Below are 24252 nucleotides of genomic sequence, written 5' to 3' on the forward strand. Positions count from 1 at the left end.
TTACTCATGATGACTCTCTGATAATAAGTGTCGGGCATAGGATAATTTGCATTTTTTCTATGCCATCAGCTTTTGCCCTATACGTTGGATGCTTCTCCTGTATAGCCTTGATAAGTAGTTTAGTAACCAGGGAACCGATATCTGCGATAGGTTGCCGGACAGTTGTGAGAGGGGGCCTGTACAGCTCTGCCATGGGTACATCGTCAAATCCGGTAATGGCAAGATCAGTCCCAATGGAAAGACCTCGCTCTTTTCCTGCATTAATTGCCCCGAATGCAATACTGTCATTGAAGCAAATGATAGCAGTCGGAGGATGAGGAAGATCAAGCAGTTTGTGTGCCTGTACATACCCATCTTTCTGGTCAAAACTACCGATGCATACCATCTCATCAGGAAGTGATAACCCGATGAGTTCCATATGTTTCCTTACAGCCCGTAAGCGAACAGCAGAGAACATGACCGAAAGAGGCGGTGCAATACAAGCAATCCTTGTATGTCCTTTCCCAGCAAGATGATCTACCACGCAAGCCATTGCGTAATCACTGTCTTCTTCAACAAACGGAAAGTCTTGTTTGTTTTCAACCATGCCAAAAGAAGCAAAGGGGAAGTCAATGGATGACAGGTAATCAATCCTTTCATCGTGGCATAATGTCCTGCTTATGACAAATCCATCTACCCTTCGCCCGTCTATCAGTTTCTTGTAGAATGAAAGTTCCTTCTCTCTTTTTGCGTAGGCAACAAGCAAATCTAATCCCTGCTCTGAGGCTTCTTTACCAATGCCCGCAAGCAATTCACTGAAGAATGGCTCTCCGTAGCCTTTGGCAGAATAGGGAACAACGACGCCGATGGTGTCAGTTACCTTCTTCTGTAGCCGTTGGGCGATACTGTTGGGTACGTACCCCATTTCGGTTGCAGTATTCCGTACCAAGCGAATAGTTTCAGGACTTACATCAGAATATCCCGCGAGTGCACGGGATACGGTGGTTATTGATATATGTAAGCGCTCAGCAATATCTTTCAATGTTACCATAGTGTGTTGCTCCAAGTTGTTACATAGGGTTTAAGAAGCGTACTGAGGGTTTCCAAGGAAAACGATTCCTGACCTATCTTGAAGTTTGATTCTACCATATCCAATCGTGCATGTCTGTCGAAAAGGACGGTACAGGCAGCAATAGCCGCTTGTTCTATCTGAACGGAAGGAAGCTGAGCAAGCCCTTGGGTATCCCAAGAAAGGCTCTCTCTATCCCCAAGCTCAATCATTGAGAATCCTGATTTTTTAATGTCGCTATTGTATATTTCATAGGGAAACAAGACTATGGGGAGTTTTGCCACCACTGCTTCCAGCAGCTGATTACCCCAGCCTTCCCAATAGGAAGGGTACGTCACCATATCCGCATGCGCATAAGCATCCCACAGACTGTATATTTTGGCTTCTTCCTTTTTTGTACGTGTATGTTCGATATGTTCCCCTATCCAAAGCAAATTGACATGTTGGCTACGAGCTCTTTCTTTTAGTTGTGCGAGGTACGCTCCCGCATCATTTTCAATGCTACCGGCAAGTACCAGGACAACCTTGCTTGCTTCTGAAAAAATCTTTCCATTATAAAGAGCTTTTCCATTATATGCTTCCAGTTTTTTTGTCAGTATCTGGGCAAAATCAATAGCAAGCTCAATCCCCTTGCGCTTTACCACTCTGGTAGCTTGCAACAGGAGCACATCATGCTCATTGATACCGAAAGCTTCTCGGAAATCACTGTTGTATGTATCTATTTCCCATGGGCCTTTGCTGAAATCAAAGACATTGGGGATGATGTTGGAGTTGATACCTTTGCGTTCTGCAAGAGCCTTTTGGGCCTTTGAGTTGATGACCACATGTGCATACTGTCCGCCATGGGGAGGAAGGTATTGGTCAGCTATCCGCATAGCAGAGTTACAGGTAAGTCTAATAGGGGTCACTCGCTCCCAATAGAAGTCATGATGATGAGCAAGCACATGAAGCCTGCGTTCGTGTATGACGTTCTCCAACGCAATGGCGGCTGCTGGGTGCAATCCCACTGACCAAATGTTCTCCACAATCAAGACATCCAATGTGACGGAATCAATCCAAGAAAGCAGCTCTTTGGTTAGTGTCAGTACCTCATTTTCCATGGTTTTTTCATAGGCCGATTCACTGCCGAAATCCTCGAGATTATCGAATGTTCCTCTATTCAATGCACGTGCCTCCTCCCGGAAATAGGAAAGAGAGGGAAGGACGGTGCACTGATTATCTTGCATCGGCGGTTGTCCGCAACAGTAATGTACAGTGTGTCCTTCTGAAAGAAACACATCACGCCACTTGTCCATTTCCAGGGAGACGCCATCTGTATCACCTGTCTTGAAGTGTATCATTCCAATCGAAAGAGATGCATGCCGATTTTTAATCATTCTTTTACACCACCTGCAGCAAGTCCTCCTGTAAGATTTTTCTGGATGGACATGAATAGAATCATTACCGGGATAGCTGTAAGCATTGATGCAGCCATTATTCTATCCCAAATAGCATTCTTTGATACAAAGAGGGTTTTTAATCCGATGGGTAGTGTGTAGAGGCCTTTGTAGCTTTTCAGGAAAATTGATGCAAACATATATTCGTTCCAGGCAATCATGAAGCAGTAGATGAATACAGTAACGATGGCAGAAATGGACAACGGAATTATGATACGTATGATAATACCGAATCTACCGAGGCCTTCAATCATTGCAGCCTCTTCTATAGAATAGGGAATGGTTCGGAAATAGTTGCCCAGCATATACAGGGAGACAGGGAGGGTTTGTACCACATAGATAATAATCAAACTTACAACGGTGCCTGCTGGAGTGTCGAGTAGTCCTGATGCTGCAAATATGCGGTAGAGAGGAATAAGCAAGAGGACTCCCCCAAACATATACACAAACAACACGCCCCGTTGTACAACGGACCGTCCTCGGAATACGAGTCGGCTAAACGAGTAGGCTCCCAGTATTGAGAGGCATACGGATATTAATGATGCCAGGAACGCAACCATGAGAGAGTTGGCAAAATATTTGAGGAAGGGGAAAACGTCCCCTGTGCTTTGATATTTGGAAAGGATTGCCTCTTTTTGCGTTTCAGTGAGGTCCGGTGATTCGCTAAGCAGTAGCCGAACCGACTCAGGTACATCCTTGAGCGACCCCCCGATGTTCAGCAATTCCTTGTAGGCTTCTAGATTCACCTTGGAAGGGATCCATGAAGGGTTCCCCCAATCCCAGGAGTATTTCAGCGATAAGGACAGCATCTGAGCGAATGGGAAGAGGCAGAAAAACAGGATTGCCATGATCAAGAGGAAGAACAGTGTGCTTTTTACAATATTTCGTTTTTTTACCATTTGAGTACCTTCTTGACATAGAAAAGGATAAAGCCGATTAGGATAAAGAATTGCAAAACTGCGAGTGTTGCTCCTTGTCCAAAGTCCATACTTCCGGTAAATGCCTTGAGATAGGTATATACAGAGAGTACTCTCACATTACTGGACAAGAGATACACCTCATCGAATTTGTTGAAATTCCAGATTACCCTAAGAAGAATCAGCGCACTTACCACATAATAGATTTCGGGCATGGTTATCGCCTTGAATTGTTGCCAGGAAGAAGCACCATCAACATCAGCTGCTTCATAGAGTGTTTTGTCAACTGCTTGCAAGCGAGAAAGAACCATAAGATAGATAAATGGAAAGTTTTTCCATATGCTGAAGACAATCGCTGCCCATACTGCGGTATTGGGGTCTCCTACAATATTGACCCTCTCAGCGAAGATGCCTAGTTTTGAGTGAAAGATGTCCATGAATATACCATTTACGGGATCAAAAACAAACTGCCAGGCAAATACCACTGATATGACTGGAGCCACATAGGGAAGGAGTACGATGCTACGTACAAGTCCCCGTAGTGGAAATTCTTTGTTCAAGGCTAATGCCACCACTACTCCCAGTACCGTTGTTCCAAGAGTTGTCAGGACTACATACAATATGGTTGTACCCAGAGCTGTTCTGAATTCTGGGTCTGCAAGGACTTTTGCGTAATTCCCAAATCCTACAAAAGAACGCTGCCCTGAATAGTCGAAGGTAAACAAGCTGAGAAACATATTGTAGATGATAGGATACAGAATGAGGCTAAGGATGATTACTACCGATGGAAGAACTAATAACCATCCCAGGCGTTGTTCTTGTTGTGCTCGGGTTTTTAGGGCCTTCACTTTTGTAGATGCTCTTGGACTTGTTTGCATTGTATACCTCTAAAATGTTTTGGGTTTTTCAAGAGGGGGGGGTAATCTCCTCCCCCCCCTCGGATAGGGCCATTATTGAAGGACCTTCCTCATTTCCTCTTCAGCCCAATTCATCGCCGAATCGATGGGCATTTTTTCTTGGGTGATTTTGTAAAGCATTTGAGGAATAATCATTTTTGCAGTTATCTCACTGGCAGCTTCAATGCGTTTGCCTTCTACGATGCTAAAGGTTTGCACATTTTCCAAACCGTCAATGATATCAGCCATTTTCTGCGTACCATATCGCTTGAACAATCCTTGAGGATCATTCTGGAAGCGTTCATCGGTTGCAATTCCCTTCAGCATGGGGTTCATACCACCGGGAGCCATATGTAAGAAAGTAATATAAGCATTCGGAGTATAGAGATAACGAAGGAATTCCTTTGCTGCAGCTGTTTGTTCTGGTGTGCTTTGATTGAATAGCCCAAAGGAAACAACGGTGCCATATCCTGCAGGAACCTTCTTTTTTACCATGGAAGCTACTTCTGTCTTATTCACAAGGTCAGGGTCAAAGCTTGATCCTTTCAGTTCGGTGAAATACTCGCTGGTTAGAGAACCTGCAGCAGCCTCTTGGACAGCTAAGTCGTCCATGATGTAGGTAGAGTAGAAAAACATTGCCATCTTTCCTTGCAGGTAATAGTCACGAGCACGCCATGTTTGCGGTCCTGGTGGATTATATTTTGCCAACTCTGCATAGAATTCCACTGCTTCACGCATTTCAGGGGAGTTGAAAATCAGTTCACCATCAGCGTTGAATAGAGCTGCACCGTTGGACATGGCAATAGGAGTGAAACATTGTTCTGTGTAGGACTCAGGTAGCGTTCCTACCAAGATTCCATATTGGTTTATCTCGGGTTTGTAGAACCGTTTTGCTGCAACAAGTACATCATCCCATGTTGTTGGTGCCTTTAGTCCTTCTCTCTTGAACCAGTCACTGCGATACCAGATACCCTGGATCCAACCATGATAGGGAAGCGCATAGTACTGATTCTTTGCGCTGGTCTCAAGTACTTTTAGAGGACCGCTATAAAAACGATCAACGCCAATCTCCTGTATGATTTCAGTTGCACTCGAAATATCTAGCATGTTTTGTGCACCGAACGAGACCGCAGTTTCTGCTGGTCCTTCAAAGAGAGCAGGAAGCGAGCCTGTTGCTTTTGCAGTCTGTGCTTGCGTTACAAGGTCGTCCTCATTAACAGGAATCAGATTGATGCTGATGTTTGGATTCAAAGCTGTGAATGTATCAATCAACACTTGAATGGTTGCCATCCGGTCAGACTGTGTCTCGGTAGTCCAAAATTCAATCTCCACAGGTTTTTCTTTCCTGACCTCACTCTTTGATTGAGCAAACAGTGTCCCTGTGCTCAGGAGGGCCAGAACAAGAAGTATCAAGAATGCTTTTTTCATACAAATCTCCTTTATTGTATAGATCCACTTACTCCCAAAAATATCAATCCAAAACGTTTTGGGTATGGATATACACTATTCCAAAACGTTTTGGATGTCAAGAATTTTTTGCAACTAAAAATTTTGGGGTCTTTTTTAAAGAAGATTGCACGCTTTTTCTTTTTCACGTAATGTACCTCCAGTATCCTAGGAAAGCAAAGCTTATGTCCGAGCTTTGCTTGGGGCGCCATCCTTGTGGTCATGCCCTTGAGAATATTGCGGGGAAAGGAGTTGAGCCAATCCTATATGGTGCATACTGTCTGATGATGCCATTGTGGTTTTCCTTTATCCCGCGTGCAAAGCTCCTGAACCAATGGCGAAATAGAGCACCGGTTCAAGTTGCCTTGCAAGCATATCGGGCTCCTTCTGTGCTGCATCAAGCCTTTTCCCTTTGGGTGTTGTACTAAAGTAAAACCAATCTTCCTGAAGGCTTTGGTACTCCTGTCCTGTGGTAATCTTGAAACGGGTCTTGTGTTCTGTAAGGGGAAACAAGCAATTCTGGGTTCCATACGACTCTGGGCCTGGTGGAGATACGCTTGCCGCTGTAAGCAGGGTCTTCTCACTGATGCACGTCCAACTGGGTCACCAATTCAACCAAGACACAGTCTTACCCCCTGTTTCGGTCTCTTCTCCTCGGCATCATGCTTGTTATATTCCACACGGTGCCCATGTTGTTCTTCAGATGCTCGACTTCTTTTATCCGTTGGTCCCTTTGTAATTATGCTGCACCCGAATCCTCTGTTTCCAGGTGAAATGGGTATGCCGTGCTTGGCCCCTATAATGTACTCGTTACGGTTGCGTTGTAGTAACCCATCGCAGCAGACACCTGTGAGACTTTCTTGTCTCCCTTCATTCTTAACTGACAAACAATGCTTTTAAAAAGCAGGCGGAACGGCTATACTGCTTTGGTAAGGAGGTGCGGTGTGCGTTACATTGGAGCATTGGACCAAGGGACTACGAGTACCCGTTTTATCATTTTTGATCAGAGGGGAAGCATTGTCTCCTCGTATCAGTTGGAGCATGAACAGAACTTCGTCAAACCCGGTTGGGTAGAGCATGATCCCTGGGAAATCTGGGACAACAGTTGTGAATGCATCAGCAAGGCGCTCAAAGAGATTAATCTAAAAGGAAGCGATATAGAAGGCATAGGGATCACCAACCAAAGGGAGACAGTCGTTGCATGGAATCCCAAGACAGGAAAAGTCTGGCACAATGCCATAGTCTGGCAGGACCTCAGAGGATCAGAGCTGATTGATCGCCTCAAGGAGGAGGTCGAAGCGAGCTATCTCCAGGATCGGAGCGGATTGATCTTCAGTCCCTACTTTGCTGCTTCAAAGATAGCTTGGTTGTTGGAAAACGTTGAAGGGTTGCGTGATGCCGCAGAGAAAGGGGATGCTGTTTTTGGGACAATGGATACGTGGTTGACCTGGAATCTAACCGGTGGTAAAGCAATTGTGACCGATGTATCGAATGCCAGCCGCTACCTCTTGATGAATATCGAATCCTGCACATGGGATGACGAACTACTCGAACTGTTCGATATACCCAAGCATGCACTTCCCACTATCGTTCCTTCCAGTGGAATGATCTATGGTACAACCACTCCCAGTGGACCGCTAAGAGCGGAGGTTCCTGTTTGCGGAATTCTAGGAGACCAGCAGGCTGCCCTCTTTGGGCAGGCGTGTTTCACGGAGGGGATGGGAAAAAGCACCTATGGTACCGGTGGCTTTCTGCTGGTGAATACTGGAGAGAAACTGATCAAGAGTACCCATGGACTGCTTACGACGGTTGCCTATCAAATAGGAGGCCAACGGCCTGTATATGCCCTGGAAGGCTCCATTGCTGTAGCGGGGTCGTTGGTTCAATGGGCTCGCGACAACCTTAAGTTGGTGAAAAGTCCCCAGGAACTGGACAAGCTGGCCTGCAGTGTGCCAGACTGCGGCGGAGTATACATCGTTCCAGCATTCAGTGGTTTGTTTGCTCCCTACTGGCGGTCGGATGCCCGTGGCGTTATTGCCGGTTTGACCGGGTACGTCAATAGGGCACATCTGTGCAGGGCTATTCTGGAAGCAACTGCATTCCAGGTCCATGATATCTATAAGGCCATGGAAGGGGACAGTCATATTGTGATGCCTAGTTTGAAAGTCGATGGAGGAATGACCAACAGCACACCGCTGATGGAATTCCAGGCCGATTTGTTGGGTGTCCCTGTTATTAGACCCTTGATTGTGGAGACCACGGCTCTCGGAGCTGCATATGCAGCAGGGTTGTCTGTTGGGGTTTGGAAGGATTTTGATGAACTATCTGCATACTGGAAAGAAGGCAAGCGTTGGGAAGCGAACATGAGCGAGGAAGAACGTGAGCAGAAGATTCAATTCTGGAAAAAAGCGGTGAACCGTACCCTGGATTGGGAGTGCGAGGATAAGGAGTAGCAGTTGTTGTTGGTTGGCGATGCATTGCAATCCATACTTTCATTGTTCCGTCCTGCGTTGCAGGTCGGTTTCCTTGCATGGTTGTTCTATCGATTTTATATTACCATAGCCCAGACCAAGGCCCAGCAGTTGGTGAAGGTCTTGGTTGTGATGTTCTCTTTCTATGCAGTGAGTTATATTCTCAAGTTGGATGTATTGCTCTGGTTCTTCAGCTATATATCCATTCCAGCGACTATTTTTATCTGCATCGTCTACCAACCCGAGCTCAGACGTTCTTTCACCCAGCTTTGGAGTGGTCGAAGTCGATTGTTCCGCATAGGAACCCAAACCACCAGCAGTGACCAGATTGACTCAATTCTCAACGCATGCAATGTGTTGGTGAACAAGCGAAGGGGAGCTTTGGTCGTGTTCCCCCGTCGCTTGGGAATCAAGAACATTATTGACAGTGGGACGAGGCTGAATGCCGACCTGTCCACCAGTTTGATCCTTACCGTGTTCGACCATGACACCCCGTTGCATGATGGGGCGATGGTTGTACAGGGTGGAAGAATCTTGGCCGCAGGGTGCTATCTTCCCCTCAGCGAGCAAACTGATATCAAAAAGAGTTTCGGTACGCGTCACCGAGCCGCTCTTGGTCTGGCAGAAGAATCTGATGCGGTTGTCCTGATAGTCAGTGAGGAGACCGGGGCAATCAGTATGACGTATAATGCCAACCTCTACTATGACCTGGATCCTGGTACGATCAAACGTATGTTGTTGGCCCTCTTCAGTTATCATGATATAACCCCAGAGGATTTGTTACAGGAGCCTGGTAGCGATGAAGCTGAATAATTATCTGCAATCGGTGACCTACAACTGGCCTGCCAAGGTATTGTCCTTGGTGCTTGCTATATTGGTGTATGCCTTCATCCAGTTTTCCACCATGGGGGATAGGGTGGTTTCCATCCCCATAGAGGTGCACCTACCCACCTCCTTGGAAGCAGAGAGCTTGGTTCCATCCTCAATTGAGGTAAGCATTCAAGGCAATGAGGATATTATCTACCTCATCAATCCCGAATCCATCAAAGCCAGTCTGGATTTTTCTTCAGTTGAGAAGGCTGGAATTGCCACAGCACCCGTGGTTCTCAGGTACGAGGAGGACGTTTTTGAGAGTGCAGGAATTGCTCTGCAGGCAAATCCCCAATATTATCGAATTCTCTTCAAAGAAGGGAGTGCGCGCTGATGGTCAGTGGTATTGGCGTTGATGTGGTGAATATTCAACGAATGGAACGTCTCTCAGATCATGTGAAATCCAGGATTTTCCATCCCAGGGAGCTTGATGAGGCGAAGACAATGGCAAAGGAAGTCCAAGCTGAGTTCCTTGCTGGAAGATTTGCGGCAAAGGAAGCGTTGGGGAAAGCCCTAGGAATCGGCCTCGCCCACCTCTCATTGCAGGATATCTGGGTTGAACGGGCTGCCTCCGGGAAGCCGGAACTTCACTGTAAAGGAAGAGCCCAGGAATTGGTAGGGAAGAGAACTGCAATGCTCTCCATCAGCCATGACGACCCCGTTGCCATTGCAATGGTAGTACTTGTAGGAGCTGGTGATGCCACGATCTGATTGGAGACGACCTCCCTTGCAACAGCTCGATCCTTCCATTCGGCGTATTCGCATGACCGTTTCGTATCATGGAGCCCATTACAGTGGCTGGCAGCGGCAGTACAATGCCCTTACCGTTGTCCAGGTACTGGAAGAGACGGTAAAGGCCATGATTGGGGAAGAAGTGGAAATTGTGGGAAGTGGAAGAACAGACAGCGGGGTGCATGCCCTTGGGCAAGTCTGTCACATGGATATCCGGAACCAGAAAGTCAAAGCAGAAAAGTTTGCCCTTGCTTTGAATCGTTTGCTGCCACCAGATATCAGAATATTGGAAAGTAGTGAAACTGGTAACACCTTTCATGCCCGTTATACCGCAATGGCACGAATGTATCGTTACTACTTCAAAAGGGAACAGGATATGACAGCCTTCGACCAGAGTCTGGTGGCGAAGGTGAAACGATTTCCCGCCCTTGAGTTGCTCAATGGGTACGCTTCCTGTATTCAGGGAACCCATGACTTCACAACCTTTACCGCCAGCGGCGATGTCTCTTCCAGTAGATGGCGTGATATCTATGAATCCTACTGGCGGATGGAAACAGACAGGTGGGGTAAGCAGCTGTTGACCTATACCATCTGTGGAAATGCCTTTTTGTACAAGATGGTACGTTCCTTGGTCGGCTCGATGATGGATTTTGCCGAGATAGGTATGCCGGTGCAGGAATTTTCATCCATCCTTGCCAGTAAGGACCGGCACAAGGTGGGGCGAACCGCACAGGCATGTGGGCTGTACCTGTACAAGATCAGCTATGATGAAAACGAGTACGCTTGGTTTGAGGAGAAGCATGATGAGTGAACGTGAAGAGAGACGAGAACAGTTGGCTTCCGCTCTGATGGATTTCCTCGCTCTATGTGACGAAGCTGAAGCGGTAATCACCGGCAAGGATGTAACCTATAGTGAGCATGTGGATTTTTCCTCTGTGGTTGATACCGTACTTCCGCTTCCTGTTGACAAGGATTCCATACAAGGTACAAATCTCAAACAACTTGAGGCCTTGGTCAGTCGGTGCACCAAGTGCAGACTCTCTGAAGGACGTACTCATACTGTCTTCGGGGAGGGTGTGGTACCTGCTCGCCTGATGGTTATCGGAGAAGGCCCGGGTGCTGAGGAAGATGCTTGTGGCCGCGCCTTTGTAGGGCGGGCCGGGAAGTATCTGGATAGCTGGCTCTCTTCCATCTCCATGGACCGTACCACCAATGTCTACATCGCCAACATAGTCAAATGCCGTCCCCCGGAGAATCGCAATCCTCATCCAGATGAAGTACAAGCCTGCATAGGCTATCTCAAGCGCCAGGTCCAGCTTATCAAGCCAGAGATAATCCTGCTTGCCGGCTCTGTCGCGGCTCGCTCCCTGTTGGATGTTCCAGAAGGAGTGGGCAAATTACGTGGCCGGTTCCATCGCTATGAAGGAATCCCCGTGCTGGTTACCTATCATCCTGCAGGAGTGTTACGCAATCCTGAGTATCGGAGACCCGTTTGGGAAGACCTCAAGAAAGTGGCAGCATATCTGAATATCCAGCTTCCCAGGAGGTCGTGATGCCCAAATTTGTTGAGGTGTTGCTTGATCTCCCTATCGACCGGTCTTTCACCTACCAGATTCCCGACGGTATGGAAGAGAAGGCTCGTATAGGGCACCGGGTCGTCGTCCCGTTTGCACGAAGGGAGATGACCGGCTATGTAGTTGAGACCCTGGATGAGGTGGAAGCAACCTATACGATCAAGGAAATCAAGCGGGTCATCGATGATACCCCTCTCTACAATACACAAACCATTGCATTAGCCGAGTGGATGAGCCGTTTTTACCTATGCAGCAGGGGAGAAGCGTTAAGCATGATGATTCCAGGCGGCAGGAGAGACAGCAGTATTCCTGCATTGGAGAGTGAGGAGGATCTTCTCTTTGGGCGGGTTGAGAGACTCAGTGATGAACAACAACATGCCATCGATACCATCCTGAAGCGGGAAAAACCGATGTACTACCTCTATGGTATTACCGGGAGTGGAAAGAGTGAGGTATTCCTTCGTGCCGCTGAAGCAATCATCAGGGAGGGCAAGACGGTCATCTATCTGGTGCCTGAGATTACCCTTACGCACCAGCTGGCACGGCAAGTCACCAACCGTTTTTCCCAGAGGGTGGCAATCCTGCACTCTGCACTGACACCCAGTCAACGACTCAAGGAGTGGAAGCGTATCATCGCTGGCGAGGTAGACCTTGCCATAGGGGCACGAAGTGCCGTGTTTGCCCCATTCCCCAATCTTGGTCTGATTATTTTGGACGAAGAACATGAAAACAGCTACAAGAGCGGCAACACTCCACGGTATCACGCCCGGCAAGTAGCCCAGAGACGCTGCCAGAGCGAAGGGGCTACCCTTGTCATGGGGAGTGCAACACCTTCGTTGGAAGCTTGGGCATTGATGCAAGAGAACAAGGAGGTAGGTTCACTCCATTTACGAAACCGGGTCAGTGGCGGTACCATGCCTGTCATTGAAGTGGTGAATCTTTCCTATGAGAAAAATCTGATCAGCAAGACCTTGCAAGAGAGGATCAAGGAGACACTGAACAAGAAGAAGCAGGCCATCCTGTTCCTGAATAGACGTGGGTTCTCCTATTTCTTCCACTGCAATAGTTGCGGATATGAGTTGCGATGTCCTCATTGTGCAGTTGCCCTCACCTATCATAAAGGGACGGAACAGATGGTCTGCCACTACTGTGGGTATCGTACAAAGCCGATGAGGGTCTGTCCTGAGTGCAATTCCCTCGATGTCAATTACAGTGGATTTGGTACGGAGATGGTGGAGGAAGAAGTTCGTCGTCTTTTCCCCTCTGCCCGTATTGCACGCTTGGATACTGACAGTGCCAAAAAAAAAGGACAGGTGGGGAAGGTGATCAAGGCATTCAGAGATGGAGAAATTGACATTCTCCTTGGGACCCAGATGGTGGCAAAAGGGCTCAATTTCCCCCTCGTAGAGTTGGTGGGCATTGTACTTGCTGATAGTGGGTTGAACATACCTGACTTCCGTGCACAGGAGAGGACCTTCAGTCTCTTGGTTCAGGTTTCCGGCAGAGCCGGAAGATATAATGATCAAGGACGGGTCATTATCCAGACCTATCACCCGGAGAATCCTGCAATCCAATATGCACTACGCTCTGATGTCCAGGGGTTTTATTCCCAGGAGCTTGAGATCCGAAAACAAACAGGATTCCCTCCCTATAGTCGCTTGATCAACCTGGTGTTTAGAGGCCGTAATCAGCAAAAGGTGGAGCAAGAGGTACAGAAATTTTCCGCCCATATTGAACAGCTCACCGTCAATGGGGGAGCAGAGGTGTTATGTTCCAGCGAGTGCCCCCTGGAGAAAATAGCTTCTAACTGGCGTTACCACCTATTGGTTTCTGGGGTACAAGCATCCCTTGCCCATCACTTGGTTGCCAAGGCACTTTCTGATTACACTCCTGCTCGGGGAGTCTATCTGGAGGTAGACCTCGATCCTTTGCAACTCATCTAGAGATTTATTCATAGACAGTATACAATAACTATTGGAATCTCTTGTCCTCGGACATATTCGTGATAACGTTGACCATTGCAAAGGGTGTTGGTATAGTTTGATATTATGTTAGATATATATACACTTGGAGAAGAGGTACTACAAGAGAAGTGCCAGAAAGTAACCAAATTTGATAATGCGTTGAAGATTTTGGTGGATGCAATGTTCGAAACAATGGATGAAGCCGATGGAGTGGGACTTGCAGCTCCCCAGGTTGGGGTGACCCAGCGTCTATTCGTCATTCATATCCGAGGTGGTGAAAAACGTGCCTATATCAACCCGCAGATTATTGAGACCTCTATTGAGACTTCGACTGACGAAGAAGGTTGTCTTTCCGTCCCCGGAGTCTGGCATGATGTACAGCGTCCTTCCCGGGTGACTGTACAGGCACAGGATGTGGAAGGGAAGGTATTCCAGGTCAAGGCTGATGGGTTGCTTGCCCGAGCCATCCAACACGAGAATGACCATCTCAACGGGGTCTTGTTCATCGATCGGCTGAATGATGAGGAACGTGAGAAAATGATACAAGCCTACGAAAAACGAAACAAATCCCAGAGGAGAAAAATGCGGTGAGGATTCTCTTTGCCGGTACTGCCGAAATTGCAGTTCCCTCATTACAGGCATTGTCACAGCACTATGAAATCGCTGCAGTACTTACCAGTACCGACAAGCGGGGTGCAAGAGGCAATGCCCTTGTTTCCCCACCGATAAAGGTAGCAGCCGAGGAATTGGGGCTTCCTGTGTTGCAGTTTGACCATCTTGGGCGTGAGGCACGGGAGACCGTCAGCAAGTATACTTGCGACACCCTTGTCTGTTTTGCCTATGGTAGGTTGTTTGGTCCAAAATTCCTCAGCCTTTTTCCATTTGAACAACTGAATATTCATCCCTCTTTGCTTCCCTTGCTCCGTGGACCAAGTCCCATACAGGGGGCAATACTCTCCCAAGCCAGTGAGAGCGGCATCAGCATCCAGAGGATTGCTTCAGCGATGGATAGCGGAGACTTGTTGCTTGCCGAGCAATTTCCACTTAATGGTGATGAGACCACGGGGAGTCTCTCGTTGTTTGTAGCAGAGCGAGCTGCTGACCTTGCTGTGAGGGCACTCAGGAGATTGGAGGATGGTACTGCTGTCTTCTCTCCCCAGAGCGGCGAAGCAACCTACACGAAATTGATAACCCCGGAAATGGCCGAGTTGGATTTCTCAAATCCAGCAAAGGCATTGCATGCTCAGATCAGGGCTATGATGCCTTGGCCCAAGGCAAGGACAACCTACCAGGGCCAGACGCTCTTGATAACCGGAGTCCATGGTACTCTAGATGAAGCAGGAGAAGATCCCTCCGATGTTCATGTCCCTGTAGGGACCGTGGTGGCCAAGCAGAAGAAAAAAGGAATTGCCATTACCACTTCTGAAGGATTGCTTTGGGTAACACGTCTGCAACTTGAAAAACGCAAGGAGATGGATTGGCAGTCCTTTCTCAATGGTAATCAGAATTTCTTAGGATCCAAACTGAGGTGAATTATGAAACGTTTTGTGGTGTTGTCACTCCTTGTGCTCTTGGCTCTACCGCTGTCGGCTACCACAGGGAAGGTTGCCCTTGTCCTCTCGGGTGGAGGAGCCCGAGGCTTGGCCCATATTGCAGTACTTGAAGCCGTAGAAGCACAAGGGATACCCATCGATATGGTTGTTGGTACCAGTATGGGAGCTTTGGTCGGGGGACTCTACAGTGCAGGATACACACCAATGGAAATCCGTAATCTATTGGAAACGTATGATATGGCTGGCTTGTTCTCCTCTCCTCCTCTTGAGGAGATTGAGCGGGAGAGTGAAGTATTCTCCTACCAAAACAACCAAGTTTTCTCTTTGGGTTTCGGTGAACAAGGTTTGGGAAATGCCCCTGCCTTGATTGGAGACCAACGGATCCTGGAGCTTCTCGGCTTTTTGTTTGCAAAATATCCCAATTCCATAGATTTCTCAGAACTTCCCATCCCGTTCTACTGTGTGTCTGCAAATGCAGTTACAGGAGAGCGTATTGTCCATAGTCAGGGGTCCCTGGTTACCGCAATCCGGAGCAGTATCTCCATCCCAATCGTGTTTACTCCCTATCCGCAAGGAGATGGCACCCTTGCTGTGGATGGAGGTGTTGTGGACAATCTTCCCATCAATCTTGCCCGCAGCCTTGGTGCAGAGTACGTCATAGCAAGTGATGTAAATGCCAAGGGAGTACAGGATGTTGGTGACTTGGAGAGCCTCTCTGCAATGGCAATGCAGACAATAGTACTGCTCACCCAGGAAAAGGCTACTGCCCAGCATCCCTCGGCTGATGTACTGGTGCTGCCTGAGCTGAAAGGTACGTTTACCTTGGATTTCTCAGCACATCAGGAGATTATCGAGGCTGGGTGGGATGCCGTGCATGAGCAGGAGGAATCATTCAATGAACTTGTGGATACCCTCTCTTTGGTTCGTCCCCTCACGGTGATGGACGAAAAACGGGTTGGCCCCTATTCCCTTCTTTCTTCCCCAAAAATTCTACAAATAGAGGTGCGAGACATCTCGTTGAAACCCGGTTCAATCATTCCTGAATCTTCTCTATTCTCTGATTTCCTTGGTAGGGTACTTGATGCGCAAACTGCAAGGGAGTTAAATCTCAAACTTCGTGAAATCAAGAACGCATATGATCTGACTACGCTCAGCTATGAAATGGCAAACGAAGGGAAACTGATCATCTACGCTCGGAGCTTCGGGAGAAGGGATAGAAGCATCAACATGGGGTTTACTGCTGATACAGGCTTTTCGACTGCCTTGCCCTCAGGATTTGTCTGGTATCGTGCTGATGCATATCTTGATGCGTCCATTGGTGGATTGGGCAAGAAGCAGGCTTCCACGTTCTCCGTTAATGCTACGCTCGGCCAGCGTTCAGGGATGACTCTTGGCTTTTCCTATCCTCTGCTCAGTGGGGGCAAAGGGACTATCGAAGCAGTGGTGCAAGCCAGCTATGCAACGGGAGCGTTGACACCACTTTCAGCGATAATCAATGTGGGACGAAGTGCTCCTTTGGATCATATGTTTGATGGGGATGCCAGCTTACGCTTCAAGTTCGGCAAGTACGGAAGAGCTACCCTGCAGGGGAGCTATCTGCTTGTTTCCGTGAATGATACTACCTACTCCAAGCAGTTCTATGCATACCCGGTGGGAGAAGGTACTTTTTCCTATGGAAATCTAGAGTCCCGTTTTGCAACTTCGGGGTTTCGTCTCGAAGCATTGGGGCGTCTTGGCTATCAACAAGGCTTGGTCCACACTCTTCGCTTGGGATGGAAACAATCCTTTGAGCTCTCATACCGCGACAGCATAAGCTATGCAGCCCATCTATCCTTGATGAGGGAACCATTTCCTTTCATCAATAGCTACGCAAACCTGGGAGGAATAGATCATATGGTCAGCTATGGACCGCTCTTCCTCCGTCGCGATATCACCTACCTGGGGGTGGATTGGCAACACCGACTTGCAGAACTGCTTGGGTATCCAACGTTTGGGAAACTCTCATTGCATGGAGCAGTGTATGATACGTATGATCCCTATAGTGGATTACCTCCTGTGGATGATGCCTATTTCAGTTCCAGTCTCTGGGATATGGGACTGGCTCTCATGGTTGGTCTCGATACCCCGATAGGGGAAGTGGTTGTATCGTTAGGTGCCAGCCTCCAAGGAGAGGTTTCTTTCTCCTTGGGAGTGTATTGATGAGTGAGGTCTACAGATCGTATGCCACGTATCTCCATGAGGAGTATCAAGGACGATTGTACCGTATTGGGGTGGATGGTCAGTTCTCCTGTCCAAATCGTAACAGTGACGGTAGTGGGGGGTGCGCTTTCTGTGATGGTACCGGCACCATTGCGGCGTACCAGAACCCCCAGGACAGGCTTGTTGGAATCTCTCAGGCCAGTATTGAAGAGCGAATCAGTCAGATCAAGATGCAGATAGAGCATGGGAAACGCTTTTTAAAGCGAAGATACCGAGCCGAACAGTACTCGCTTTATTTCCAGGCTTATACCAATACCTATGATACTTTGGAACATCTTACCATGCTCTACAACCAAGTTTTGGAGGAAGGTCCCTTTGTCGAGTTGATTGTCTCAACCCGCCCTGACTGCATTACTGATGAGATAATCACCTTGTTGCAGAGCTACCAGAATAAGGTCAAAAAGGTTTGGGTTGAACTGGGCTTGCAAAGTGGCAATGACGAGACTTTGGCTTTTGTTGGGAGGAACCATGATGTGTCTTCCTATATTTCTGCAGCAAATTCGTTACATTTGGCCGATATTGGTGTTTGTACCCATGTGATACTCGGTTTACCCGGAGAAAACCGCAGGGATATTGTCCAAACTGCTGCCATTGTAAATGTGGTGGGTAGTGAAGCGGTGAAAATCCATAATCTGCATATTTGTCAGAGCACCCGGCTGCAGGATTGGTATGAAATGGGTGAGGTAAGCACTGCTTCCTTCAGGAGGCATGTTGAGCAGAGCATATGGTTCTTGAGGCATTTGAATCCTTCTATTGTCATAGAGCGCATGGTATGTGAAACTCCCGAATATCGACTTGTCGCTCCTCGTGCTTTCCCCGACAAGCATCAATTTCTCCAGCAGTTGAAAAGCACGATGGAAGAGAGAGGCTGGGTACAAGGAGATTTGGTATGAGAGAGAGAATTCCCTTACAGATGATTGTTCGAGTGACAGGAATCGTCCTTTCCACAATTGTGGTGGTTTTTATCCTTGTCTTATCCTTTATGCCAAAGGAATCATACCTTGAAATTTCTTGGATTCCCTTTGCAGATAAGGGAGACCATATGGCAGCTTACGCTGCGCTTGGGTTCTCCTTGTTTTTTGCATTCCTGCAGATTCCTGGATCGGGGAAGTCCCGTAGGCAGGGAACTGTCCCCCATTCAACACTCCACCTCAGCTCCTGGTCCGGTAGTGCCGTCATCGCCTCCCTGGTAATTGGTACACTGCTTGGTCTCGTGATTGAGCTGATTCAGCCGATATTTGAGAGAAGCCGGGAATGGCTGGATTTGGCTGCAGATTTCATGGGATTGGTGGTGGGGCTTGCTATCGCTCTGTTGGTGCTGAAAGCTGTAGGTAGTTACTTTGTCACCAGGCCTTGGCTGTATGACCCTAATTGGGAGGATGAAGTGAATGAAACTCTCAAAGCGAATCAGTGAGGAACTGCAGAAGGCAGTAGTTGAACTTGATGAGGGAGTTCTGGAGAAAATTCGGGAAGCCCATGCAATCGAATCAGCGGCAGCTGAGGCCTCACGTGGCAGCCAGGCCAGTCTGGCTGTACTCAACGCTATACTGGACAATCTTGCGCAGGCAAAGGCACAATCACTTCCCATGTGCCAGGATACAGGTATGTTCCTGGTTTTTGTGGATGTAGGTAAAGCATGTCCACTCGCTCTTGCTGAAATAGAGACTGAGATTCTTGAGGGGTGTGCAGATGCTGTCAAGAAAGCCCATTTTCGACGTTCTGTCGTGATTGAGCCTGTATACGAACGGATCAACACACAGGATAATCTCCCTCCAGTAATCTGGTGGAATCTCGTGGAGGGGAGAGGTTTGACCATACAGATACTACTCAAGGGTTTTGGTAGTGAGAACTGCAGTTCGGTTAGGATGCTCAATCCCACTGGGGGAGAAGAGGCAATCATCAATGCAGTGGAAGAGATCGTATCCGAATCAGGTGGCAAGCCTTGCCCTCCCATCTTTGTGGGGGTTGGCCTCGGTGGTTCAATGGACCGGGCAGCCTACTTGAGCAAACGTGCATTGCTCCGCGATGTTCGGGTTACCCACCCTGAAAAGCGCTATGCCGAATTGGAGGAAAAAATTCTCGCACGCTTGCAAAGGCTTGGCATTGGCAGCGGAGGACTTGGCGGTATGATTACAGCCCTCCATGTAGCCATCGCCTATGAGAGTACCCATATTGCAGGACTCCCTTTGGCAGTGTCAATCAACTGCTGGGCCGACCGAAAGGCAACCATTGTCTGGGAGGGTGATGATGCGTGAATTGGCTTTGCCCATGAGTAAAGAGGATATTGCGAGCCTGAAGGCATATGACCAAGTCTTTTTGACGGGCCCCCTTTATGTAGGTCGAGACCAGGTCCATAAACGGCTTTTTGACCTTCTGCAGCAGGGAAAACCCCTTCCCATCTCCCTGGAAGGTGAGACTATCTATTATATGGGGCCGAGCCCGGCCCCAGAGGGCAAGCTGATTGGTTCTTGTGGTCCCACAACCAGTGCAAGGATGGATCCCTTCAGCCCTCTGTTGCTTGACCAGGGGCTCAAGGTCATGATCGGTAAGGGACCTCGTTCTGATGAGGTGGCTTTGGCAATCGAAAGAAACAAAGCAGTGTATTTACAAGCCTTTGGAGGGTGTGGGGCACTCTATGCTTCCACCGTAAGAGCTGTCACAACAGTGGCTTTTTCAGATCTAGGACCAGAGGCTTTGCTCCGTCTTGAGGTGGAGCGATTCCCGGTAATCGTGGCAATTGATTCACAGTTGGGCAGTGTTTTTACTCGATAGGCTACTTTTCAGCACTTTTCACTGGACGTTTACAGTCAGCTGGGTTACAGTTTCTTTTATACAGGTCTTTTTCCTTTGTATGTCATAATGGGGTGTATGGCATGTTTCGTATGTATTGATGCAAAAATCAATAGTTTGGAGACCTAAAACCGCTGTTACGGAAGGATATGCCGTGAAGAATACCTTGTCTGTGCGCCTCGTCCCCTTGTTTATGCTCTTCTTGATGGTTGGATGTTCGAAAACTCCCGTGGAATCTCCGCAGGCACAAGTGGAGGAGAAACCATCAACAGTTGTTGCTCAACCAGAAACGGTTGTTGAAGAGACGGATATCATTGGAGATTTGAAGAAGCCATCTAAGCTGGAGGATCGTTTTAGCTATACCTACGGATATCTCCTGTACTCGACGATGGCCCAGCAGAAAGGATTTAGTGACCTGCAGGCATCCTATTTTGCCAAGGGAATCCTCGACGCTGACAAGGGACAGGGTTTTTATACCCAGGAAGAGATGTCCCAAACCCTATATGAGGTGCAAACCAAGCTCCTGCAGATTGCCCAAGAGGAGATGGAAGCTCTTTCTACTGCCAATTTGAAAGTAGCAGAGGATTTCTTGGAAACCAACAAGAAGCGGGAGTCCATAAAGACTACCGAATCAGGACTGCAGTATGAAGTGCTTGTTGAAGGCGAGGGAGAACACCCGACAGAGAAGAGCATTGTTGAAGTCGATTACCAGATCATGTTGCTGAACGGGAAAATAATCGACAGTTCCTACGAACGAAAACAGAGTTCCACCTTCCTTCTGGAGGCCATCATGGTACCTGGTTTTATCGAGGGAGTGAAACTCATGCAGGCTGGAGCAAAGTACCGGTTCTGGATACATCCCGACCTTGCCTACGGGAAGGAAGGAACAGAAACTATTGAACCAAATACGCTTCTTATCATTGAGGTTGAACTCAAGTCTATCAGAGAGGGCCGGTAAGGAATTCCAACAAAGAAGAGAGACTATTGCGTACATATGTTGGTTGTATCTTGGGGTCTAGGGGTTTGCCCTCCCTGTTCAACCACAACGTGTCCATACCACTGGCTATACCACCGGCAATATCACTGGAAAGACTGTCGCCGATCATAAGGGAGCGCTGTTTCTGGTTGCTAAGCCCAGTTACCTCAAACATATGGGTGAAGAATCGAGGATCTGGCTTCTGATACCCCACTTCTTCGCTGATGAAGATATCATCGAAGTAACGCTCAGTATGTGACACAGCAATCCTGCCTCGCTGTACTTGTGCAATTCCATTGGTAGCAAGAAAGAGTATATATCCTCGCTCTTTCAATGTCTCGAGGACGGTACTACTTTCATCAAACAGGATACCCTGCTTGGATAGTTGGTGCTGATAGCTCTCGCTTGCCTTTTCGGCGTCGAGTGAAATTCCAGTTTCCGATGCAAAATCTGCAAATCGTTTCACTTTCAATTCCTCGATGGTGACTTCCCCTTTCTCGAACTGCCTCCATACTGCAGTATTGCAGCGTATGTAGCACTGTTCATGCTCACGTTCCAATGGTAGGTCCAAGGATTTTGCCATCTTCCAGAAAGCGTTATGTTCAGCTTGTTCAAAATCGAAAAGGGTCCCATCTGCGTCGAAGAAAAGATACCGGTACATGTGTTGCCATCCTTTACTTAGGGAGTTCTAACCAGTACGATAAAGAAAAACGGTCCAGTTGTACAGGACCGAAAGGCAAGGAGCCAAATATGCAGGAGACCTTTCTTAAACGTCATCTTATCCTATCCACAGTGCTTGGAGCGTTCTTGATCATTATAGGGATTTTCTTGATGTTCCAACAGGAATCGTTCGTGAAGATTTTTATTTCCCTTTTGGGAGTGTTCCTTACTGGATCAGGTATTTCCAGCCTGATTCACCTCAAGGGATTCAACCTCGGCAGTCGTTCTCGTATTGCTACCTTGGTTAAGGCATTCTTGAGTATTGGTATTGGCTTGGTAGCCATCATTGTACCCCTTTCTGCAGCGACCATCAGCTGGACGGTTCTGCTCTACATTGTAGGGGCTCAGTTCCTGTTCTCAGCCTTGATTTCCTTCATGGACGCTCTGTTGATGCGAAAAGCCGAACAATCGCTCTCCCCGCTCTATACGGAAGGGGTGTTCTCCCTGGTTATGGCAATTCTCTTGTTTGTGTTTCCCCAACAGATCGGGAGTTTGCTGCTCAAGCTCTTTGGCTTGCTTTTTATCGTCAGTGGAATCGGTATGATCCTCTGGTCATTGCGTATTCAAAAAATCAACCGGGAATTCAAGGAACAGGTGGTTGAGGCTGATCCGGAGAACTAAGGAATCAAGAAGGTGGCAGAGATTCCATAGCGGGCTATACCTTGTGCATCAGGAAGAGATTCTCCTCCTATGGTCAGCATGGAACTCTGCAAGGGAAGGACCTTCCTGCTGTATATGTAATCAATACGTTCTTTCAGATTCTCTGTAAGAAAGGTGTTTCCCGCATCGGTATCTGCTGAGAAATGGGTAACCCTGTATACATCATAGAAGGATGACTCCTCCAAGAAATTCGACAGTGGCCAGATATAGTCAATCTGTCTGTAGGGCACAGGACTGAATGTATTCCAATCCTGGTAGGAAGGTTCAAAGAGGCTGGCGCCCATAATGGTGGGCTCAGTGACGGTTCCTTCGCCGAGTATTCCTTTCAAAACCTTTGTTCGTTCGCTGGTACCCTGCCGCTGTATGGTTTTCCAATCGTTCCCGCTTGTAAACGCGCTGAGGACCTCATATTCGGGAAGATTTGTAATAGAGAGCCTAAGTGTTTTTGTGTTGCTGAATTGGACACTCGCCCCATGTTTCGTGGTTGAGATGATTGGGAAGGATGTAATGATTGCCCCTCCTTCAACCAGTACGGCATTCCTTCTCAATTGTCTCACCAAGTCAATGACATTCTGCATATGACCGGTGACCAGGATGACGGGGGATTGGATGTCGCTGATGCTTGTTTTAACCAAACCAGGCATGGTGGTATCCTTCCAGGGTATATCATCAAGGGGGAGCATCAACACGTTCAGCTGATCCTTCTCAGCTGCCAGTATTGTTGCTTCGTCAGTAGTGTACATTCTGGGTAGTGTCAGCTGTGGGAGTGGGGGAATCTGTTGGTACTCAGCTTCCAATGCGGCAAGGCGCGCCTTCTCAGCTTCTTCCGCTGTTCTCAGTTCCTCTGCCTTCTCCCGCTGCTTTTCCAGCCGTTCTTCCTCAATGCGTTTTGCTTCCTCGTTACGTTGTTGTTCAAGGCTGAGTCTCTCTTCCAGGGATTGGGTTTTCTCCTCAAGTTGTGCTGTAAGGATTGCTTTGTCTGTTTGCAGAGATTCAATGGTATCCTGTAGTTCCAGCAACCTCTGTTCTTGTGCTGCCTTCAGCGATTCAACTTCGGAGGTATGCTTTACCTCTGCCTCATGTATGATGGTTTGGAGTTCTCTGTTTATGATCTGCTGTTCTGAAAGAAGATTCTCAAGTTCATTAGCCTGGTAGGTGAGCATTTCATAGGCTTGTTCATTTTCAGCGATCTTTTGGTGTAATGCTTCAATTTCAGCTTGCAGTGTAGTAATAGTTGTCTGCATTTCCCCGGTTTTCTGCATATACTCGAGGCCTTTGCTTTCAACGGAGAGGTTGCGTTCCTCCAGCAATTCCCTCAAGTTCTTAGTGTTGTTCTGCTCATCAGTGAGTGCCTTTTGATTCTCTTGTAGATCTTTCTCCAATAATCTTTTTTCTGCTTGGAGCGAGGCAATAACTGCCTGGGCATCTTCATAGCGTTGTTTTTGTTCTGCCTCTGCTTCTGCTTCCTCTTTCGCTTTTTGTTCAGCTACCAACAAGGAATATTTGGTGACGAGTTCACCCTCACCAATGGGAGTGGGTGTCTGGATGCTCTCTTTTGCAGAGCGGGCGGTATAGGTCTCACATCCAAAGAGGAGGGTGAGCAGTATCAGGATTGTTGGCAGTGCAATGCGTTTGTTCATAGGGGTTTCTGGTTCCTTAGAAGTTGAAGAATGCCTCAGCTCTTGCCTTGGCACGTGCTTTTTTCTCTGATTCCTCTTTGGAATCCTCACCGAGCATGAAGGAGTCGCAAAAATTCGCATGCTCCTTATCCTCTATATATTCCTCGACTCCTTCAAGGCAGTCGTGGTAGATTCCCGGACTGTAGAATCTGCAATTTACACAGCTATGCAGACTCTTCGAACAGGTTGGACATACCGTGTGATAGCCAATACTGAGCAATGGGTCGATGGGAGTATGGCAGTGATGACATGCACGCATGG

The 24252-nt window shown here is 47.9% G+C and carries 25 protein-coding genes; 16 read left to right on the forward strand and 9 right to left on the reverse strand.

What is annotated here, in order from left to right:
* Positions 1-4 precede the first annotated feature (4 nt).
* The 6 genes from DYP60_RS01715 to DYP60_RS01740 form a co-directional block, all read right to left on the reverse strand.
* Positions 5-1030 carry a LacI family DNA-binding transcriptional regulator gene (locus DYP60_RS01715; protein ID WP_117329147.1) on the reverse strand — a complete coding sequence of 342 codons (1026 nt, stop codon included), beginning with the start codon at positions 1028-1030 and terminating at the stop codon, positions 5-7.
* Positions 1024-2424, reverse strand: coding sequence for a glycosyltransferase family 4 protein (locus DYP60_RS01720; protein ID WP_117329148.1), 1401 nt, complete (start codon positions 2422-2424; stop codon positions 1024-1026). The genes DYP60_RS01715 and DYP60_RS01720 overlap by 7 nt, the downstream gene beginning before the upstream one ends.
* The gene (locus DYP60_RS01725; protein WP_117329149.1) at positions 2421-3383 is read right to left on the reverse strand and encodes a carbohydrate ABC transporter permease; all 963 of its coding nucleotides are present in this window, start codon (positions 3381-3383) and stop codon (positions 2421-2423) included. The genes DYP60_RS01720 and DYP60_RS01725 overlap by 4 nt, the downstream gene beginning before the upstream one ends.
* Positions 3377-4279, reverse strand: a complete 903-nt coding sequence (locus DYP60_RS01730; protein WP_117329150.1) for a carbohydrate ABC transporter permease — start codon at positions 4277-4279, stop codon at positions 3377-3379. The genes DYP60_RS01725 and DYP60_RS01730 overlap by 7 nt, the downstream gene beginning before the upstream one ends.
* Positions 4280-4351: 72 nt before the next feature.
* Positions 4352-5725, reverse strand: coding sequence for an ABC transporter substrate-binding protein (locus DYP60_RS01735; protein ID WP_117329151.1), 1374 nt, complete (start codon positions 5723-5725; stop codon positions 4352-4354).
* Between the two features lie 324 nt (positions 5726-6049).
* Positions 6050-6256 carry a hypothetical protein gene (locus DYP60_RS01740; RefSeq protein ID WP_117329152.1) on the reverse strand — a complete coding sequence of 69 codons (207 nt, stop codon included), beginning with the start codon at positions 6254-6256 and terminating at the stop codon, positions 6050-6052.
* A gap of 431 nt (positions 6257-6687) precedes the next feature.
* On the opposite strand from DYP60_RS01740, the gene glpK reads away from it, so the two are divergent.
* The 15 genes from glpK to DYP60_RS01815 all read left to right on the forward strand — a co-directional run bounded on the left by glpK (position 6688) and on the right by DYP60_RS01815 (position 20914).
* Complete coding sequence (glpK, locus tag DYP60_RS01745; RefSeq protein ID WP_240622809.1) at positions 6688-8196, forward strand: glycerol kinase GlpK; 1509 nt, start codon at positions 6688-6690, stop codon at positions 8194-8196.
* Between the two features lie 3 nt (positions 8197-8199).
* Entirely contained in the window at positions 8200-9027 is an 828-nt protein-coding gene (cdaA, locus tag DYP60_RS01750) for a diadenylate cyclase CdaA (RefSeq protein WP_237446187.1), read from the forward strand.
* Complete coding sequence (locus DYP60_RS01755; protein ID WP_117329154.1) at positions 9014-9418, forward strand: YbbR-like domain-containing protein; 405 nt, start codon at positions 9014-9016, stop codon at positions 9416-9418. Before cdaA ends, DYP60_RS01755 begins: the two co-directional genes overlap by 14 nt.
* On the forward strand, positions 9418-9795 hold the full coding sequence (acpS, locus tag DYP60_RS01760; protein WP_117329155.1) for a holo-ACP synthase: 378 nt from the start codon (positions 9418-9420) through the stop codon (positions 9793-9795). Before DYP60_RS01755 ends, acpS begins: the two co-directional genes overlap by 1 nt.
* Positions 9782-10627 carry a tRNA pseudouridine(38-40) synthase TruA gene (gene truA / locus DYP60_RS01765; protein ID WP_117329156.1) on the forward strand — a complete coding sequence of 282 codons (846 nt, stop codon included), beginning with the start codon at positions 9782-9784 and terminating at the stop codon, positions 10625-10627. Before acpS ends, truA begins: the two co-directional genes overlap by 14 nt.
* Positions 10620-11369, forward strand: a complete 750-nt coding sequence (locus DYP60_RS01770; protein WP_117329157.1) for a uracil-DNA glycosylase — start codon at positions 10620-10622, stop codon at positions 11367-11369. Before truA ends, DYP60_RS01770 begins: the two co-directional genes overlap by 8 nt.
* Positions 11369-13333, forward strand: coding sequence for a replication restart helicase PriA (gene priA, locus DYP60_RS01775; RefSeq protein WP_117329158.1), 1965 nt, complete (start codon positions 11369-11371; stop codon positions 13331-13333). Before DYP60_RS01770 ends, priA begins: the two co-directional genes overlap by 1 nt.
* Positions 13334-13438: 105 nt before the next feature.
* Positions 13439-13945, forward strand: coding sequence for a peptide deformylase (gene def, locus DYP60_RS01780; protein ID WP_117329159.1), 507 nt, complete (start codon positions 13439-13441; stop codon positions 13943-13945).
* The gene (gene fmt / locus DYP60_RS01785; RefSeq protein ID WP_117329160.1) at positions 13942-14886 is read left to right on the forward strand and encodes a methionyl-tRNA formyltransferase; all 945 of its coding nucleotides are present in this window, start codon (positions 13942-13944) and stop codon (positions 14884-14886) included. The genes def and fmt overlap by 4 nt, the downstream gene beginning before the upstream one ends.
* 3 nt (positions 14887-14889) lie before the next feature.
* Positions 14890-17106 carry a patatin-like phospholipase family protein gene (locus DYP60_RS01790; protein WP_117329161.1) on the forward strand — a complete coding sequence of 739 codons (2217 nt, stop codon included), beginning with the start codon at positions 14890-14892 and terminating at the stop codon, positions 17104-17106.
* Positions 17106-18059 carry a tRNA modification radical SAM protein MnmL/YtqA gene (gene mnmL, locus DYP60_RS01795; RefSeq protein WP_117329162.1) on the forward strand — a complete coding sequence of 318 codons (954 nt, stop codon included), beginning with the start codon at positions 17106-17108 and terminating at the stop codon, positions 18057-18059. The genes DYP60_RS01790 and mnmL overlap by 1 nt, the downstream gene beginning before the upstream one ends.
* The gene (locus DYP60_RS01800) at positions 18056-18580 is read left to right on the forward strand and encodes a VanZ family protein (RefSeq protein WP_117329163.1); all 525 of its coding nucleotides are present in this window, start codon (positions 18056-18058) and stop codon (positions 18578-18580) included. The genes mnmL and DYP60_RS01800 overlap by 4 nt, the downstream gene beginning before the upstream one ends.
* Positions 18555-19421: a fumarate hydratase gene (locus DYP60_RS01805; protein ID WP_117329164.1), complete on the forward strand. Its 867-nt coding sequence runs from the start codon at positions 18555-18557 to the stop codon at positions 19419-19421. Before DYP60_RS01800 ends, DYP60_RS01805 begins: the two co-directional genes overlap by 26 nt.
* Positions 19414-19938 (forward strand): FumA C-terminus/TtdB family hydratase beta subunit, encoded by a 525-nt coding sequence (locus DYP60_RS01810; protein WP_202384332.1) that lies wholly within the window; start codon positions 19414-19416, stop codon positions 19936-19938. The genes DYP60_RS01805 and DYP60_RS01810 overlap by 8 nt, the downstream gene beginning before the upstream one ends.
* Positions 19939-20110: 172 nt before the next feature.
* Positions 20111-20914 (forward strand): FKBP-type peptidyl-prolyl cis-trans isomerase, encoded by an 804-nt coding sequence (locus DYP60_RS01815; RefSeq protein ID WP_117329166.1) that lies wholly within the window; start codon positions 20111-20113, stop codon positions 20912-20914.
* Here DYP60_RS01815 and DYP60_RS01820 read toward each other — a convergent pair.
* Entirely contained in the window at positions 20898-21593 is a 696-nt protein-coding gene (locus tag DYP60_RS01820) for a YjjG family noncanonical pyrimidine nucleotidase (protein ID WP_117329397.1), read from the reverse strand. The genes DYP60_RS01815 and DYP60_RS01820 overlap by 17 nt on opposite strands.
* Before the next feature lie 89 nt (positions 21594-21682).
* On the opposite strand from DYP60_RS01820, the gene DYP60_RS01825 reads away from it, so the two are divergent.
* On the forward strand, positions 21683-22273 hold the full coding sequence (locus DYP60_RS01825) for an HdeD family acid-resistance protein (protein ID WP_160525139.1): 591 nt from the start codon (positions 21683-21685) through the stop codon (positions 22271-22273).
* On the opposite strand, the gene DYP60_RS01830 is transcribed toward DYP60_RS01825, so the two are convergent.
* Together DYP60_RS01830 and DYP60_RS01835 are read right to left on the reverse strand one after the other, a co-directional pair.
* Positions 22270-23952, reverse strand: a complete 1683-nt coding sequence (locus DYP60_RS01830) for a coiled-coil domain-containing protein (protein ID WP_117329168.1) — start codon at positions 23950-23952, stop codon at positions 22270-22272. The genes DYP60_RS01825 and DYP60_RS01830 overlap by 4 nt on opposite strands.
* A gap of 16 nt (positions 23953-23968) precedes the next feature.
* Positions 23969-24250, reverse strand: a complete 282-nt coding sequence (locus tag DYP60_RS01835; RefSeq protein WP_117329169.1) for a hypothetical protein — start codon at positions 24248-24250, stop codon at positions 23969-23971.
* Between the last annotated feature and the right edge of the window lie 2 nt (positions 24251-24252).

This window comes from Sphaerochaeta halotolerans (assembly GCF_003429665.1).
Lineage (GTDB): Bacteria > Spirochaetota > Spirochaetia > Sphaerochaetales > Sphaerochaetaceae > Sphaerochaeta > Sphaerochaeta halotolerans.